At 36.7% G+C, this 17,624-nt stretch carries 13 protein-coding genes; all 13 read right to left on the bottom strand.

The window, feature by feature from the left end:
* Nucleotides 1-92: 92 nt before the first annotated feature.
* Entirely contained in the window at nucleotides 93-2,036 is a 1,944-nt protein-coding gene (gene mutL, locus AC1Q51_RS05935) for a DNA mismatch repair endonuclease MutL (RefSeq protein WP_097822628.1), read from the bottom strand.
* Nucleotides 2,037-2,044: 8 nt separating this feature from the next.
* On the bottom strand, nucleotides 2,045-4,717 hold the full coding sequence (gene mutS, locus AC1Q51_RS05940) for a DNA mismatch repair protein MutS (RefSeq protein ID WP_000195993.1): 2,673 nt from the start codon (nucleotides 4,715-4,717) through the stop codon (nucleotides 2,045-2,047).
* Nucleotides 4,718-4,897: 180 nt separating this feature from the next.
* The gene (gene cotE / locus AC1Q51_RS05945) at nucleotides 4,898-5,440 is read right to left on the bottom strand and encodes an outer spore coat protein CotE (RefSeq protein ID WP_001288799.1); all 543 of its coding nucleotides are present in this window, start codon (nucleotides 5,438-5,440) and stop codon (nucleotides 4,898-4,900) included.
* Nucleotides 5,441-5,566: 126 nt separating this feature from the next.
* Nucleotides 5,567-5,998, bottom strand: coding sequence for a YlbF/YmcA family competence regulator (locus tag AC1Q51_RS05950; RefSeq protein ID WP_000870460.1), 432 nt, complete (start codon nucleotides 5,996-5,998; stop codon nucleotides 5,567-5,569).
* A gap of 3 nt (nucleotides 5,999-6,001) precedes the next feature.
* Nucleotides 6,002-7,531: a tRNA (N6-isopentenyl adenosine(37)-C2)-methylthiotransferase MiaB gene (gene miaB / locus AC1Q51_RS05955; RefSeq protein ID WP_492331444.1), complete on the bottom strand. Its 1,530-nt coding sequence runs from the start codon at nucleotides 7,529-7,531 to the stop codon at nucleotides 6,002-6,004.
* Nucleotides 7,532-7,960: 429 nt separating this feature from the next.
* Nucleotides 7,961-8,827, bottom strand: a complete 867-nt coding sequence (locus AC1Q51_RS05960; protein WP_000190155.1) for a 2-oxoacid:ferredoxin oxidoreductase subunit beta — start codon at nucleotides 8,825-8,827, stop codon at nucleotides 7,961-7,963.
* The gene (locus AC1Q51_RS05965) at nucleotides 8,814-10,571 is read right to left on the bottom strand and encodes a 2-oxoacid:acceptor oxidoreductase subunit alpha (protein WP_492331445.1); all 1,758 of its coding nucleotides are present in this window, start codon (nucleotides 10,569-10,571) and stop codon (nucleotides 8,814-8,816) included. The genes AC1Q51_RS05960 and AC1Q51_RS05965 overlap by 14 nt, the downstream gene beginning before the upstream one ends.
* Nucleotides 10,572-10,796: 225 nt before the next feature.
* Nucleotides 10,797-11,720, bottom strand: coding sequence for a dipeptidase (locus tag AC1Q51_RS05970; protein ID WP_089171658.1), 924 nt, complete (start codon nucleotides 11,718-11,720; stop codon nucleotides 10,797-10,799).
* Between the two features lie 59 nt (nucleotides 11,721-11,779).
* Nucleotides 11,780-12,040, bottom strand: a complete 261-nt coding sequence (gene spoVS, locus AC1Q51_RS05975) for a stage V sporulation protein SpoVS (RefSeq protein WP_000404341.1) — start codon at nucleotides 12,038-12,040, stop codon at nucleotides 11,780-11,782.
* Between the two features lie 149 nt (nucleotides 12,041-12,189).
* On the bottom strand, nucleotides 12,190-12,984 hold the full coding sequence (locus AC1Q51_RS05980; protein ID WP_001221097.1) for a TIGR00282 family metallophosphoesterase: 795 nt from the start codon (nucleotides 12,982-12,984) through the stop codon (nucleotides 12,190-12,192).
* Nucleotides 12,985-13,146: 162 nt separating this feature from the next.
* Nucleotides 13,147-14,712 (bottom strand): ribonuclease Y, encoded by a 1,566-nt coding sequence (gene rny, locus AC1Q51_RS05985; RefSeq protein ID WP_000099769.1) that lies wholly within the window; start codon nucleotides 14,710-14,712, stop codon nucleotides 13,147-13,149.
* 483 nt (nucleotides 14,713-15,195) lie between these two features.
* Complete coding sequence (gene recA / locus AC1Q51_RS05990; protein WP_001283854.1) at nucleotides 15,196-16,227, bottom strand: recombinase RecA; 1,032 nt, start codon at nucleotides 16,225-16,227, stop codon at nucleotides 15,196-15,198.
* 144 nt (nucleotides 16,228-16,371) lie between these two features.
* A complete protein-coding gene (locus AC1Q51_RS05995) occupies nucleotides 16,372-17,610 on the bottom strand; it encodes a competence/damage-inducible protein A (protein ID WP_492331446.1) in 1,239 nt (412 codons plus the stop codon).
* Nucleotides 17,611-17,624: the final 14 nt, after the last annotated feature.

Here is a 17,624-nt window from a genome sequence, read left to right on the forward strand (position 1 = left end):
CTCCACCTTATTTTCATTTAACAATTAAATCTACATATTAAAAGGGAGCAACAGTAAATGTTGCTCCCTTTTGAAAAGTAATTTTATTCACTCTACATAACCCTTTTAAACATCTTCTCCAACTCATAAGTAGAATGATGCACAAGAATCGGTCTTCCGTGTGGGCATGTGTATGGGTTTGTTGTTGTACGTAATTCCTCCAGTAAGGCAAATATTTGATCGTTCGTTAAATATTGATTCGCTTTAATGGATGCTTTACAGCTCATCATGATGGCTGCTTCTTCACGTAACTTTTTAATATCAACTTTTTTTAGTTTAACAACTTGCTCCATCATTTCATCGATAATTTCTGTTTCTTGTCCTTTCGGGAACCATGTTGGATGCGAGCGAACGATAAAGGATTGATGGCCGAATTGTTCTAAAAATAGCCCGACTTTTTTTAGTTCTTCTAACTGTTCTTCGACACGTAAAAATTCAGTAAGAGATAGATCAATACGGTATGGTACAAGTAACTCTTGTACTTCTTGCGCTACCCTTCCTACTTTATCACGGAAGTATTCATAATTAATACGTTCCTGCGCGGCATGCTGGTCAATCATATATAAGCCTTTATCATTTTGAGCGAAAATATATGTTCCATGCATTTGTCCAATTGGATAAAGTGGTGGTAAGTCATTCCCGTTCATTTCAATCTCTTTTATTTCCCGAACTTCTTCTTCTAATTCCTCTAGTTCAAAGTCCTCTTCATTACTGTCCCACGATTTCTCTTCTTGAATTGGTTCTTCGATTATCGGTTTAGTAGATGGTTGCCAACTTTGTTCTTCTCTTATGAGCGACTGTGGTGGTTGCCATTCTTGTTTCGGCGGTTGCCACAGTTGTGGTGGCTGTTTCACAGCCTGCGGTTCTTCTTGTTTTGCATCCATTCCAGTTGGTAAAACAATGTCCGGCATAGATGGTTCTTTCGGCTTTGCATGCTCAAACTGGAACTGTTCTTGCACACTTTCGTCTTTTTCTTTTTTCTTCGTTGTTACGCCTGCATCTGGAATGAGCTGTATTTTTTTAAATGCAGCTTGCAATGTTTCTTCGATCAGCTTTAGCAATTCTTGTTCTTTACTAAAACGAACCTCTAACTTCGCTGGATGTACGTTAACGTCAACTAGCATTGGATCCATTTCAATCGATAAGAAGCCAATTGGATACCGGCCGACTGGCAGTAATGTATGGTATCCTTGCTGAATTGCTTTCATTAGTACAAAGTTTCGAACGTAACGACCATTTACGATCGTTGACATATAATTACGAGATGCTCTCGTTACTTCTGGTAATGTTACATAGCCTTTAATTGTAAAGTCTAAAGATTCAGCTTTAATTGGAACAAGCTTCTTCGCAACTTGAATACTGTAAATCGATGCAAGTACTTGTCTTACATCACCGTTACCTGATGTATGAAGCAATTTCTTTTCATTATGAAACAGTTTTAACGATACTTCTGGATGTGACATTGCAATACGATACACGATATCTGTAATATTCCCGAGCTCCGTATGAATGGTTTTCATATATTTAAGACGCGCTGGTGTATTAAAGAATAAGTTTTGTACTGTAATATCTGTTCCTTTTCGGCTCGCAGTTTTCTCTTGTTTTATAATGTCTCCACCTTTAATTATGAGGTGTGTACCAGGCGCATCACCTGTGCTAGTAATTAATTCTAATTCACTAACAGAGGCAATACTCGGCAATGCCTCACCGCGGAAACCGAGTGTTCTTATGCGAAACAGATCGTTTTCATCTTTAATTTTACTCGTCGCATGGCGTTCAAAAGCGACGATACAGTCTTCTTCTGCAATACCATCACCGTTATCAATGATACGAATTTTCGATAACCCAGCTTCTTCTAAGTGGATTTCAATAGATGTACTATTCGCATCGATAGAATTTTCCACAAGTTCTTTTACGACTGAAGCAGGGCGCTCTACTACTTCCCCTGCCGCAATTAAGTTAGAGAGTTGGTCATCGAGTTTGCGAATTTTCCCCATCTACTTACTCATCCTTTCTTTAACTTCTTCTGTAAGCGATACAATTCGTTCATCGCTTCTAAAGGTGTCATATCAAGTAAATCAATTTTTTTAATTTGCGCAAGTACTGCGCTTTCTTTTTGATCAAGCACAGGCTTGTCTTGTTTTTTTGAAGATTGGTCTCCTCCAAAGAAAGATAGTTGTGACTCTTCTTCAGTCTCTTCTTTCTTTTCTTGTATTTCTGCCGGTTCTTCTTTTACAACTACAGGTTCTGGAACAACTTCTTGTACCTTTACTTCTACACGCTTTGGAATAATAATTTCTTCCTGTCCTTCTAGTTGTGCTAACACTTCTTTCGCGCGGGCGATTAAGCTATCTGGAAGCTCTGCAAGTTGCGCAACGTGAATTCCGTAACTTTTATCAGCTGCTCCATCTTGAATTTTATGAAGGAATACTACTTTTCCATTCTCTTCAATTGCTGAAACGTGTACATTTTTCAGTTGATCTAAACTCTCTTCTAACACAGTCAATTCATGATAATGCGTAGAGAATAACGTTTTTGCACCAATTTGGTCATGAATATGTTCAATGATTGCTTGTGCAAGTGCCATACCATCATACGTAGATGTACCTCGTCCAATTTCATCGAATAAAATTAAACTTCTTTCTGATGCGTTTGCAATTGCATTTTTCGCTTCTAACATTTCGACCATAAATGTACTTTGACCTGATATTAAATCATCCGCTGCACCAATTCTCGTAAAGATTTGATCAAATACAGGTAATACTGCTTCTGTTGCTGGTACGAAACAACCGATTTGCGACATAACAGTTACAAGTGCTAATTGTCTCATATACGTACTTTTACCAGACATGTTCGGTCCTGTAATTAAAAAGACATCCATCTTCTCTGGCATAATACAATCATTCGGTACATACAATTTCCCGTTCAATACTTTTTCAACGACAGGATGACGACCATCTTTAATAAAGATTTCACGCTTCGTTGTTAGTACAGGTTTTACAAACTGTTCTTCTTCACTAACTGTCGCAAAACTTTGCAGTACGTCTAATTCACTAATTACTTTTGCTAAATGTTGTAATTTCGGAATAAATACTTTTACTTCTTCACGAAGCGCTGTAAATAAATCGTATTCTAGTTGTACAATTTTTTCTTCTGCTTCTAAAATTAACGTTTCTTTTTCTTTCAGTTCATCTGTAATGAAACGTTCAGCATTAGCAAGCGTTTGTTTTCGTTCGTAGCGGCCTTCTGGAAGTGCTGCAAGATTCGCCTTCGTCACTTCAATGTAGTAGCCGAAAATACGGTTGTACCCGATTTTTAACGATTTAACTCCTGTAATATCACGCTCTCGTTTTTCAAGCTCAGCGATCCACGTTTTTCCGTTTTTACTAACGTAACGATATTGATCAAGCTTGTCATTATAACCGTCTTTAATAATATCTCCATCTTTAATAGAAAGCGGTGGGTTTTCTTGAATACTTCTTCCTAGTAATTCAGTTAAGCTCTCACATGGATCCGCTCCTTGAATTAACCTTGCTGCATAAGCATTATCTAACAAACTAATCGCTTCTAAAATAGCTGGCACTTGAAGTAAAGATCGTCTTAACTGTAATAAGTCCCTTGCATTGACATTACCAAATGCAACTTTTCCTGCTAAACGTTCTAAATCATATACTTCTTTTAATTTTTCTTTTAAATCTTCACGTAAGAAGTAATCATTTACAAATGTTTCAACCATTTCTAAACGCTCTTCAACTTTTTCTTTCTGAATAAGTGGACGTTCCATCCACTGTTTTAACATACGACCACCCATAGCTGTTTTTGTTTTATCCAATAGCCATAATAATGATCCTGTTTTTTCTTTCGTTCGAAGTGTTTCCGTCAGCTCTAAATTTCGCTTTGAATGCACATCAATTTTCATAAATTGATTCGTATAATAAATTTCTACAGGTTGTAAATGATCTAATGAACGTTTTTGCGTTCTTATCACATAGTTAAATAAGCGTCCAATTGCTTTAATTAACTTTGCTTGCGAAACATTTTTCACAAGATGTTCTAATCCTTCAGGAATTGCCGTTGCATCTTCATATGAAATTGTCATTTTTAACGTTTCAGTTAATTTATTTAATTCATCTTTAGAAAATGAAGAATCTACAACAATTTCTTTCGAACCAGTTGCATACACTTCCAATAAAATATCTTCTACTGAACCAGTCAATAACGTTACTGTATTTTGTCCAGTCGTTAAATCATTACAAGCTAAAGCATATGATCCATCTTCAAAATGTGTTAATGCGGCTAAGAAGTTGTTTTCTTTCTCATCAATTGTACGCCCTTCCATCATCGTTCCTGGCGTAATTAGTTGTACTACTTCACGGCGCACTACACCTTTAGCTGTTTTTGGATCTTCCACTTGCTCACAAACAGCAACTTTATATCCTTTTTCAACAAGTTGTTCAATATAGTTTTTAGCTGCATGATGGGGTACACCGCACATCGGTATACGATCACTACTGCCACCATCTCGGCTCGTTAATGTAATCTCAAGCTCATGAGCTGCTTTAACGGCATCTTCAAAGAACATTTCATAAAAATCGCCTAATCGGAAAAATAAAAAGGCATCTTGATAGTCTGCCTTAACCTTTAAATATTGCTGTATCATAGGGGTATATTGCGTCATACTTTTCCTCCATAATTCTTACATAGTAATCAATTTTCATATATGTCACATTTCACGGACATCCATATCTCCTATTTCAGGAGTCTATCTTCATTATAACATATTTCATAAAGAATCATGTTCATTCAGCGCCACTTATGTAAAGTAAAAAGCTAGGAAGAACTTCTCCCTAGCTTTCTATTACTCTTCTTCTGCATCAACGATAAAGTTCGGATCTAATTCTTCAAATTCATCATCAGCAATTTGGAAATCATCATCTGATTCTACGCAGCCTTCAGGATTTACACTTACACAAATTTTCGTTTCTCCAACTACTTCTGTTACAAATTCACGTTCTACAGTTACAACAATTTTATTACCGTTTGGTGATACAAGCGCTTCTAAACAATTTGGTGGCTGAATAACACGAGCAATAATTTCTAAATCGTCACCAGAAAAGTTTTTATCACGATAACCAATGCTTACTTCGTCCGTGTAGTTCACGCGTTCTGTTACAACTTCAGTCTTTGTATTTCCATCAAATGAATACCAAGTGTTCACATCATAGAAACCTTCAATTTCCACATGCTTCCCATTCTTTCTTGCTTCGTACGAGTGGTTAATTACCCAGCACCCTAAAATACTTGTTGGTTCATTATTCGATTCACATGTATGCGTTGACTTTGTATACTTACGTCCTTTTCCAACCACTGCTTTTGTAATAATCTCTCTAAATTCGGACATTCGTAACCCTCCTCAATCACTATTCACTTAATCATATGCGTGACAATAGCGGAATGTGTCATTCTTTTTTTGAGAAGAACTTACGTTTAATCAACTAAAAAAAAGAGATGTCAATATGACATCTCTTTAACAACCACAATTTCCTTTTTTACTTTCTACCGCTGCGCCAGTTTCACCCTTAAGTACATCGCCACCAGTTGAAATTAATATTTCATCTGTTACGTTGTTAGAAATTGTACTAGCAACTAACTGTAATAAGTCATTTACATATGTTTGTGAAGATTTAAATTCTTGTACAACTGGAATACTGTCTAACTTATCTTGCAATGCATCAATTTCAGCTTCTACCTTTTTTAAAGCTTCCCATTTCCCGTAATGTTGCAAGTTTACTGCTTGTTTTTGCAGTGCTTTAATTTCATCGATTGCGCGCTTTACATTTTCATTTTTATGAATTTGCGCCTCTGCTTTCTTAAAAAAATCAACCTCTTCTGTTTCAGAAATCATTTTTGCTAATTCTTTCGCTTGTTCAACAATGTCATCTTTCGAATATACTTTCATCTATTATTTCACCTCAATCGGCTCTTCAACTAATTCCCCGTTAAGAGACCAAGTTTTTGCTTCCGTTACTTTTACTTTCACAAGCTGACCAATTAAAGATTTTGAAGCAACGAAGTTTACAAGTTTATTCGTACGAGTATAACCTGCAAGTACTTCCGGATTATTTTTACTTTCCCCATCAACTAACACTTCTACAATTTGACCTTTATAACGACTATTCTTTTCAATTGCCAACGTATTTACTAGTGTATTTAAGCGTTGAAGACGTTCTTTCTTTACTTCCATCGGTACATTATCTTTCATTTTTGCAGCTGGTGTACCTTCGCGAGGAGAATAAATAAATGTAAAGGCAGTATCAAATCCTACTTCACGATATAACGACATCGTTTCTTCAAATTGCTCATCTGTTTCATTTGGGAAACCAACGATAATATCTGTTGTTAATACTGCATCTGGAATTGCTTCTTTAATTTTTCTTACAAGTTCTAAATAATGCTCACGCGAATATTTACGCGCCATAATTTTCAACATATCTGTACTTCCAGATTGAACTGGTAAATGGATATGTTCTACTAGGTTGCCACCTTTGCCAAGTACTTCAATTAAGTGATCATCGAAATCACGTGGATGGCTCGTTGTAAAACGAATACGGGCTATATCAACTTTACGAAGTTCGTCCATTAAATCACCAAGACCGTATTTTACATCTTCAAAATCTTTACCATATGCATTTACGTTCTGTCCAAGTAATGTAATTTCTTTATAACCATTCGCAGCTAAGTGACGAATCTCTTGGATAATATCTTCTGGACGTCTACTTCGCTCTTTTCCTCGTGTATACGGTACAATACAATACGTACAGAACTTATCACAGCCATACATAATATTTACCCAAGCTTTAATATCACCACGACGTACTTTCGGAAGGTTTTCAATTACGTCGCCTTCCTTTGACCAAACTTCAACTACCGTTTCCTTCGAGAACATCGCATCTTTTAGAATGTACGGTAATCTATGAATATTATGCGTTCCAAACACCATATCTACATGCTGATTTTTTTGCATAATTTTATTTACAACAGATTCTTCTTGAGACATACAACCACATACACCAATTAAAAGGTCCGGATTTCTTCGTTTTAGTGACTTTAAATGGCCTAGTTCACCAAACACTTTATTTTCAGCATTTTCACGAATGGCACAAGTGTTTAATAAAACTACATCTGCATCCTCAGTTGAAAAAGTTGGTTCATATCCAAGTGTTGTGAAAATACCTGCCATTACTTCCGTATCATGCTCATTCATTTGACAACCATATGTACGAATATAGAACTTTCGGCCTGTACCAAAATTGCGAAACTCTTTAGGTAAGCCAAAATCCCGTTCAATTTTAACTTCTTCTTTCCCGCGCTTTTTCGCATCCTTTAAGGAAGGTGGTTGATATACACTTTCAAAGTATTTACTATAATCTTTCTCTTCTTTTTTCGTAGAGGAATTTGCTTGTTGACTTGCTAATCGTTGTTGCTCGTTCATCGGTAATCTCCTTTCACCCTTAACTATACACACTCTATAGTCCATTTTAATGCGCTTAGACTCACCTCAAAAATGGTTAGATAGCTTGGAGATAACTTGTCCTTTGAAACTTGAGTAATCAATCTAATCATTCATAAGAATGAAGTCTTCCCCACGCAAATAGACATTCCCTTTTTATCATTTCTTGTTGTCCTACCCAAAAGCATATTGCTTTATCCCTATAAACATTACCATAGTATGACTTGTTTCGCCAATTTTAACAATCCAGAGGCCCTTTATTATCTTACATTTCATAAGCAATGAACTTGCCATTTTCATACAACGATTTACATATTATTTTACCATTCTGAATTTTCTAAGTAAATAAAACTACCCTATATTTTTTGCACATAAAAAAGGTTGCCAAATCGGCAACCTCCTCTTCTTACATTACATAAATTCAGCAACAAGCTCATCAAACATTTTCTGATCCATATTTAAATCAGATTTCACTAAAGGCTCTTCACTATAGCCTTTAACAAGTTCTTGATATGATGGTTGCTTAGTATTTTGATAAATCAAACCTGTTACTAAACCGTTATTTTCCATTAACGTTTGCATAGCCATCATGCGATTAGATGGATCATATCCCTCTACTGTGCTTAGTTTCGTTAAGTTCTCTTTAAACCAATCGTAAGTATTTACTTTATTATAAGTAACACATGGACTGAATACGTTAATTAATGAAAATCCTTTATGGTTAATACCAGCTTCAATAATTTGTGTTAATTCTTTTAAATCACTCGAAAAGCTTTGCGCCACAAATGTCGCACCAGCTGTTAAAGCCATTTCCATTACATTTAGTGATGGTTCAATTGAACCTTGTGGTGTGCTTTTCGTTTTAAATCCCGCTTCACTACGTGGTGAAGTTTGCCCTTTTGTTAACCCGTAAATTTGGTTATCCATTACGATGTACGTAATGTCGATATTACGACGAATAGAATGGATTGTATGTCCCATACCAATCGCAAATCCATCACCGTCACCACCTGAAGCGATAACTGTTAAATCACGATTTGCCATTTTCACACCTTGTGCAATTGGAAGGGCACGACCATGAATACTATGCACACCATATGAATTAATATAACCTGAAATACGGCCTGAACAGCCGATACCAGAAATAACAGCAAGTTCATCTGGATTTAAGCCAACGTTAGCTGCTGCACGTTGAATTGCAGCTTGCACTGAGAAGTCTCCGCAACCTGGGCACCAGTTTGGCTTTACACTGTTACGAAAGTCCTTAAATGTTGCCATTTAATACAACCCCTTTTTTGCATTCGTTGTAAATCTCTTTCGGCAAGAATGGGTTTCCATCATATTTTAAAAGACTAGAAATTTTCTCACCATTACCAAGATTCATTTTCATAATGTTAGCAAGCTGACCTGTTGCATTGTTTTCTACTACTACAACACGCTTCGCCTTTTTCACAAGTGGATCGATTTCAGCTGTTGGGAACGGGTGAATTAAACGCACATGAGCATGGTTTACTTTCATACCCTCTTGTTCTAAACGCGTCATTGCCTCTTCGATCGCACCACGAGTTGAGTTAAATCCAACAAGCAATACGTCTGCTTCTTCATGCTTAACATTTTTATAAACAGGGGTATTAAACTTCAAGTTCTCCATTTTACGGAAACGTTTGTCCATTTGATCTTTACGGTTTATTGCTGATTCCGATGGCTTTCCAGTTTCATCATGTTCTACACCTGTAACATGGTGAACACCATTTTTCATACCAGGTAAAACACGCGGCGAAACGCCGTCTTCAGTTACTTCATAACGCTTGAAGTATGCTTTATTTTCACGTTCTGGTAATTCTGCTTCTAAATCAAGCTTACCACGACGGATTTCCACTTTATCTAATTCAAGTGGTTCTACTGTTTGTTTTCCTAACGAAAGCTGTAAATCTGTTAAGAAAATAACAGGAACTTGATATTCTTCAGATAAGTTAAATGCTTCTACAATGTCATAGAAAGCTTCTTCAACTGTACTTGGCGCCATTACGATTTTTGGAATTTCACCATGCGTACCGTAAATCATCGCCATTAAGTCAGACTGTTCTTGTTTCGTCGGTAATCCCGTACTTGGACCACCACGTTGTGTATCAACAATTACTAATGGGGTTTCTGTAATACCTGCTAAACCGATTGCTTCCATCATTAATGACAGACCAGGACCAGCAGATGCAGTTAATGTACGAACACCAGCATAGTTTGCGCCGATTGCCATTGTACAAGCTGCAATTTCATCCTCAGTTTGGATTACTGTTCCGCCGACTTTCGGTAATTTTTTAATTAAGTATTCCATAATTTCTGATGCAGGTGTGATTGGGTATGCTGACATAAAACGAGCACCACCAGCTACCGCACCAAATGCGATTGCATCGTTTCCAATCATAAACATGCGTTTTTTACCATCAGCTTTTTCAAGCTGCATCATGTTTACTTTCTCACCTAGTAATTCTTTCATATATTGAGAGCCGCGTTTAATTGCGTCCATATTCTTTTGAACGACTTGCTCTCCTTTACGACCAAAGATTTCTTCAACAACATCTAAATAAGCTGTTTCGTCTAATCCTAATACTGCACTTGATGCTCCAACAGCAACCATGTTTTTCATTAACGATGTGCCTAATTCTGAAGCAATATCTGTAAACGGTATCACATATAGATTTACATCTGTATTGTCGGGTATTGTTGGATTAAATTTCGCATCCGCAACTACAATTCCACCTGGACGTAGTTCGTGGAAGTTAAAATCAATTGTTTCTTGGTCAAAAGCAATTAAAATATCTAAATCATCTGAGATCGCGCGTACTTCTGTTGTACTTACACGAATTTTATTATTTGTATGGCCGCCTTTTATACGTGATGAGAAGTGGCGGTAACCGTATAGGTAATATCCTAATCGGTTTAATGCAATACAGAAGATTTCTCCTGTACTTTCAATTCCTTCACCTTGTTGGCCTCCAACTTTCCATGAAAGTTGACTAATCATCTCCTACACCCCTTTTGGCTGCATTCATTGTAGTGTATTTTTTTACAGTAATAGTTTAGCATTTTTTATGCAAATAAACTACAACGGACGCAAATTATGCCTCTTCTGATTTCCCTGAATCTTTAGTATAAAGCTATTTTGTTTTTCATTCTAGTATTAGGTCTTAAAAAAAGCAATAAAATCAAATGAATTAATTTTAATTTTTCTGAATTTTAAACCACAAACTTAAAAACTCATATGTTCAACAAAATTATCATATAAAAATCTTTCTACAGTAGATGCAGCATAGTATTTATAAAGCTCATTCATGACATTTTCATAATCTCCATAGGCAGATACATTGACAACCGTATCTACAATCCCATCAAAATCTGAACCAAACCCTATATTGTTTTCTCCACCTAGCGAGCAAATATATTCGATATGTTTTATGATATCAGTTATATTTACTTGCCTTTCACTTGTTAGAAACTGCGGTACAAAAGTGACACCGATCATGCCATTTTTCTTTATAAGAGCTTTAAGTTGTTCATCGTTTAAATTACGTGGGTGCTCGCAAAGTTTCATACAATTTGAGTGGGAAGCAATAGGATTTTTTGCAATCTCTATAACATCCCAAAAACTTCTTTCATTTAGATGAGACACATCAGTCCATACATGTAGCGCATTCAGTTCTTGTACAACCTGTTTACCAAAATTCGTTAAACCCGCCCCACGTGTCTCTAGCGCACCATCAGCTAAGAGATTGGCATAATTCCATGTTAGTCCAAAAGAACGTACTCCTAGGCGATACAACAACCGTAATTTCATTGCTTCTTTTCCAATTGCTTCGCATCCTTCTAGTGTTAATATCGCTCCAACCTCGTCCTGTTTTAACATGTTAATATCATCTTTTGTCTGAATAAACTTTACACCTGGTAGGGATAAAATTTCATTATAAAAAATATCTACCATTTGTAATGCTGCTTCAAATCGGTTTTCATATGCCACTGTTTCTGGTACATATATAGCAAAACATTGTATACTTCCTTTTCTTCTCTTTAACTGTTCAAATGTAATATGTAATTGTGAATCATCGTTAAAATTCCTTTTCCCTTGTGCACTCCATAACTGAAGAAGCACGTCACAATGAGCATCAAAAATTTTCATTTTCATTCCTCCATTATAAAAACAACCTGTTTGCATACTGCAAACAGGTTGTTTAAAACTTAACGAGGTTCTACAATTAATTTTATTGCTGTACGCTCTTCGCCATCAATCATAATATCTGTAAACGCTGGGATACAAATCAGGTCCAAACCACTAGGCGCTACAAATCCTCTTGCGATTGCTACTGCCTTTACCGCTTGGTTCAATGCACCTGCACCAATAGCTTGAATTTCTGCTGTTCCGCGTTCGCGAATAACACCTGCAAGTGCACCAGCTACAGAATTAGGGACCGACGTTGCTTTAACTTTTAATATTTCCATTCCGCGTTTCCTCCTCGTTTCTTTAAAAAGTATTAGCAATTATTTCACTTTAACTTATATTCACGAGGAATGGCGCGTATTCCTGCTAAATTTTCGTAATTTTTCTAAAAAATTAAAATATAATAACTTATCTAAAATTTAACGGAAATTTACTCAAAAAATGGTTGATCGTCATTAATTAAAATGCGCTCAATTTTCTTTGCTTTTCCTGTATTTGGATCCACATCAATTAACACTGCACTTAATTGCGTTCTACCACTTGTTACTTCAAATCGTACCGGTAAGTTCGTTAAAAACTTCTTCAATACCGCTTCTCGGTCCATACCTAATATTCCATCATATGGCCCTGTCATCCCAACATCTGTAATATATGCCGTTCCGCTTGGTAAAATACGGTTATCCGCTGTAGGGACATGCGTATGCGTACCTACTACTGCTGTAGCGCGTCCATCTACATACCAACCTAGCGCTTGTTTTTCACTTGTAGTCTCGGCATGGAAATCAACAAAGATAATATTCGTACGTTTTTTCGCAATATTAATTAATTCATCCACTTTACGGAATGGACAATCAATCGGAGGAAGGAAAGTACGTCCTTGTAAGTTAATAACTGCAACTTCTGTTCCATTACAGTTCACAAAGATAAGTCCTTTTCCTGGAGTTCCTTCTGGGAAGTTAGCTGGTCTTGCAAGATATTTTGCATCATCGATGAATTCAAATACTTCACGATTATCCCAAGCGTGGTTTCCAAGTGTAACTGCTTGCGCCCCACATTCTAAAAAGTTTCGATATATTTTTTCTGTAATCCCACGGCCACCTGCTGCGTTTTCTCCATTAATGATTGTTACTGTAGGTGTATATTTTTTCTTTAATGCCGGTACGTATTGTTGAATCATACCTCTACCAGGAGATCCTACTACATCCCCAACAAATAATATTCTCATATGTCTTACCCTTTCTATGTACTGCATTTTTTATTGCTATAGCATTAAGGAAATTCCTTATAATATGTTTATTATAAGTTTGTTTCACTTTTACGCTATATAACTAACTGTCTTTATTTTATCCAATTCCAACACAAAAAAATAAAGTGGTGTTTCACCACTTTATTTTGCGTATTCCACTGCACGTGTTTCACGAATAACAGTTACTTTAATATGTCCTGGGTAATCCAGTTCATTTTCAATACGTTTTCGGATATCACGAGCTAAACGATGAGCTTCTAAATCATCGATTGTATCTGGTTTTACCAAAATACGAACTTCACGTCCTGCTTGAATTGCAAATGATTTTTCAACGCCTTCATAAGACTCTGAAATCTCTTCTAACTTTTCAAGACGACGAATGTAGTTTTCAAGCGTTTCACTACGAGCTCCCGGTCTTGCAGCTGATAAAGCATCTGCTGCTGCAACTAAAACTGCAATGATAGAAGTTGGTTCTGTGTCACCATGGTGAGATGCGATACTGTTTATAACTACAGGATGCTCTTTATATTTCGTTGCGAGTTCAACACCAATTTCAACGTGGCTACCTTCTACTTCATGGTCAATCGCTTTTCCGATATCATGTAATAGACCAGCACGTCTTGCTAGTTTTTCATCCTCGCCAAGCTCTGCTGCCATAAGTCCAGTTAAATATGCAACTTCCATAGAGTGTTTTAAGACGTTTTGTCCATAACTTGTACGGTATTTTAAACGACCTAAAATTTTAATTAAATCTGGGTGTAATCCATGAACACCCACTTCAAACGTTGTTTGCTCTCCGACTTCGCGAATATACTCGTCCACTTCACGTCTTGATTTTTCGACCATCTCTTCAATACGCGCTGGGTGAATACGTCCGTCCTGTACTAGTTTATCAAGAGCGATACGAGCTGTTTCACGACGAATTGGATCGAATCCAGAAAGGATTACCGCCTCTGGTGTATCATCGATAATTAAGTCAATACCCGTTAACGTTTCTAACGTACGAATATTACGACCTTCACGCCCGATAATACGTCCCTTCATTTCGTCATTTGGAAGATTTACAACCGAAACGGTTGTTTCAGCAACATGATCAGCTGCACATCTTTGCATTGCAAGAGATAAAATCTCTTTTGCTTTCTTATCCGCTTCTTCTTTCGCGCGAACTTCACTTTCTTTTACCATAACAGCGATTTCATGAGAAACTTCATTTTCTACTTTACCAAGAATAATTGCTTTCGCTTGTTCGCGTGTCAGATTGGAAATGCGCTCTAATTCTGTTTGTTGCTTTTGAACTAACTCTCCCACTTTGCTTTCCAACTCTTCAATCTGTTGTTGTCTCGCTACAAGAGAATCCTCTTTCTTCTCTAACTGCTGCTCGCGTTTATCGAGCGTTTCGTCTTTACGATCAAGGTTCTCTTCTTTTTGCATTAAACGATTTTCTTGTTTTTGTAATTCGCTTCTACGGTCACGAATTTCTAATTCAGCTTCTGTACGAAGTGTATGAATTTCATCCTTTGCTTCTAAAAGCGCTTCTTTCTTAAGTGCTTCAGCCTCACGATTCGCTTCGTCTAGAATACGTTTCGCTTCATTAGCCGCACCATTAATCTTCGCTTCAGCAATAGACTTTCGAACAAAAAAGCCAACAACTGCACCGACTGTTGTTGCAAGCAAAATGGAGATGAGTATCCAAACTGTACTACTCATGATTTCACCTCCCCTTGCTATGAATGAAAAAAGACTGTCGGCATGTACATTAAATTACAACATACAGCAAAGACCGTCGTCCCGCTTTTTTAAGGGACTTTCTTCATTTCACAATTAAAATGTCATATTATTATTTCGGTAAGTTTTAAACCTTACTCCGAATATTACTTCTCTTCTTGAGAAGAGTATATCGTATATAAGAAAAAATATACATTCTCATTGTATCTATCGTAATTTTCATTGTCAAGCGTTGTCTACTTTTACTTTCTTTACCTTCAGTCCTGAATGTTATCTGAATTTGAAAAATTGATAGCATATTATCCTGGAAAACCTTAGTAAATACCATTTTATTCCCTTAAAACGCATGAATATTCCTCTTTACACATCCCATTTGAGTCAAAAAAATATTTTAATCACTACGATAGATACCCCTTTAATAGAAGGTAAAAAAATAAAAGACACGGGACCCGTGTCTTTTATTTTTTAATCTTGAAGAGTTGAATCTTCCGTGTCTTCCACACCAGAATCTTCACCAATTCCGTGATGATCACGAACAAAGAAGGCAATTTCCTCTCTTAAGTCCGTATTCTCTTTTAAGAATTGCTTCGAATTTTCACGACCTTGTCCTAAACGTTCTTCATTATAAGAATACCAAGCACCGCTCTTTTGAACGATATCAAGCTCAGAAGCCATATCCAAGATTTCACCTTCTCTTGAAATACCTTCTCCGTACATAATATCAACTTCAGCAACACGGAATGGTGGCGCTACTTTATTTTTCACTACTTTTACTTTTGTTTTATTACCAACGATGTCGTTACCTTGCTTTAATTGCTCCGCACGACGCACTTCAAGACGGACAGTTGAATAGAATTTCAACGCACGACCACCTGGAGTTGTTTCTGGGTTTCCGAACATAACCCCAACTTTTTCACGAATTTGGTTAATAAAGATTGCAATTGTTTTTGATTTGTTGATTGCTCCTGAAAGCTTACGAAGTGCTTGTGACATTAAACGTGCTTGTAAACCTACGTGTGAGTCACCCATGTCTCCTTCAATCTCTGCTTTCGGTACAAGAGCTGCTACAGAGTCAATTACGATAATGTCAACCGCACCACTTCGTACAAGTGCTTCTGCGATTTCTAATCCTTGCTCCCCTGTATCAGGCTGTGATAATAGTAATTCATCTATGTTAACGCCTAATTTTTGTGCATATACAGGATCCATTGCGTGCTCCGCATCGATGAATGCTGCTTGTCCACCTTGACGTTGTACTTCTGCAATTGCATGTAATGAAACTGTCGTTTTACCTGAACTTTCAGGTCCGTAAATTTCGATAATACGGCCACGTGGGTATCCGCCTACCCCTAGCGCCACATCAAGTGCTAAAGAACCACTTGAAATTGTAGAAATTCTACGTTCCGCTTGTTCTCCTAATTTCATAATTGAACCTTTACCGAATTGCTTCTCTATTTGTTTTAACGCCATATCTAATGCCGCTTGACGATCACTCATTCAAAATTCCTCCTTAACTGAATTGCTAATCTTATTATACCTATTTTCAATTCAATTTGCCAACAAAAATCGAACATTTATTCGATTTTTTTATTTTCCATCACACAAATACGGAATTTAACTATAAAAAAAGCTAGAAGAAACTTATATCTCTTCTAGCTTTTTATATAAATGATAAAATCCATATTTTGCTGATCGTTCTCTAATTTGTTGACGACTTCCACTTAAATTAAGAGGAAAGACTGCAGTTTGTTCACCTTTAATCGCTAATCCAACAAATACTGTTCCTGGCTCTTTCTGTTCTGAAGCATCTGGCCCTGCTACCCCAGTGAAACTAATTCCGATATCCGCTTTTAATAAATCCTTAACATTTTCAGCAAGATAACGAGCACATTCCTTACTAACTGCACCATCAGTATGCAATACTTCTTCAGGCACACGTAAAACATGTTGCTTCACATCATTATGATAACAAATGACACCGCCCTTAAATACAGAAGAAACACCAGCATTTTCAGTTACTTGATTTCCAAAAAGACCACCTGTTAAACTTTCTGCACATGCTAAAGTTAACCCTTTTCTCTTCAATAACTCGATTGCCTTATAATGCAAAAATTCTTGGTCATATCCGTAGAAAAATTCTCCTACTCTTTCTAAAATCAAATCTTCCACATGTTGAATTAGTTTCTCCGCTTCGCTAACATTTTGATGCTTAGCGGTTAAACGTAATGTCACTTCTCCATCATTTGCTAGCGGGGCAATTGTTGGGTTTGTTTGTCCATCAATTAAATCTTGAACTTTCACCTCTAATTGGGACTCCCCAATACCGAAGAAACGAAGCACACGTGAATAAATGTTTTCTCCTGTTGTAAAATTACGTAAAAAAGGCTCTACGTAACTTACATACATTGGTTTCATTTCTTTTGGCGGCCCTGGTAATAAAATATAAACTTTTCCGTTCTTATTTACCCCCATACCCGGCGCCATACCGTGGTCATTTGCAAATACTGTTGCTCCATTTAAAACGAGCGCTTGCTTTTTATTATTCTCCGTAAATTCACGGCCTGTACGCTTAAAGTAATTACTTATTAAGGCTAATGCCTTTTCATCATACACAAGCTTTTCATCTAAACTAGTCGCTATCGTTTCTTTCGTTAAATCATCTTTTGTCGGTCCTAACCCACCTGTAAAAATAAGGATATTAGCACGTTCTTCCGCAGCTTCAATTGCCTTTTGCAGTCGCTTATTATTATCACCAACAACAGTATGATAGTACACGTTAATTCCAATTGAAGCCAACTTTTCAGATAAAAACTGGGCATTTGTATTTGCAATTTGTCCAAGTAATAATTCAGTTCCAACCGCAATAATCTCAGCATTCATCCCAATTCCCCCAT

This window comes from Bacillus sp. MT94 (assembly GCF_058792475.1).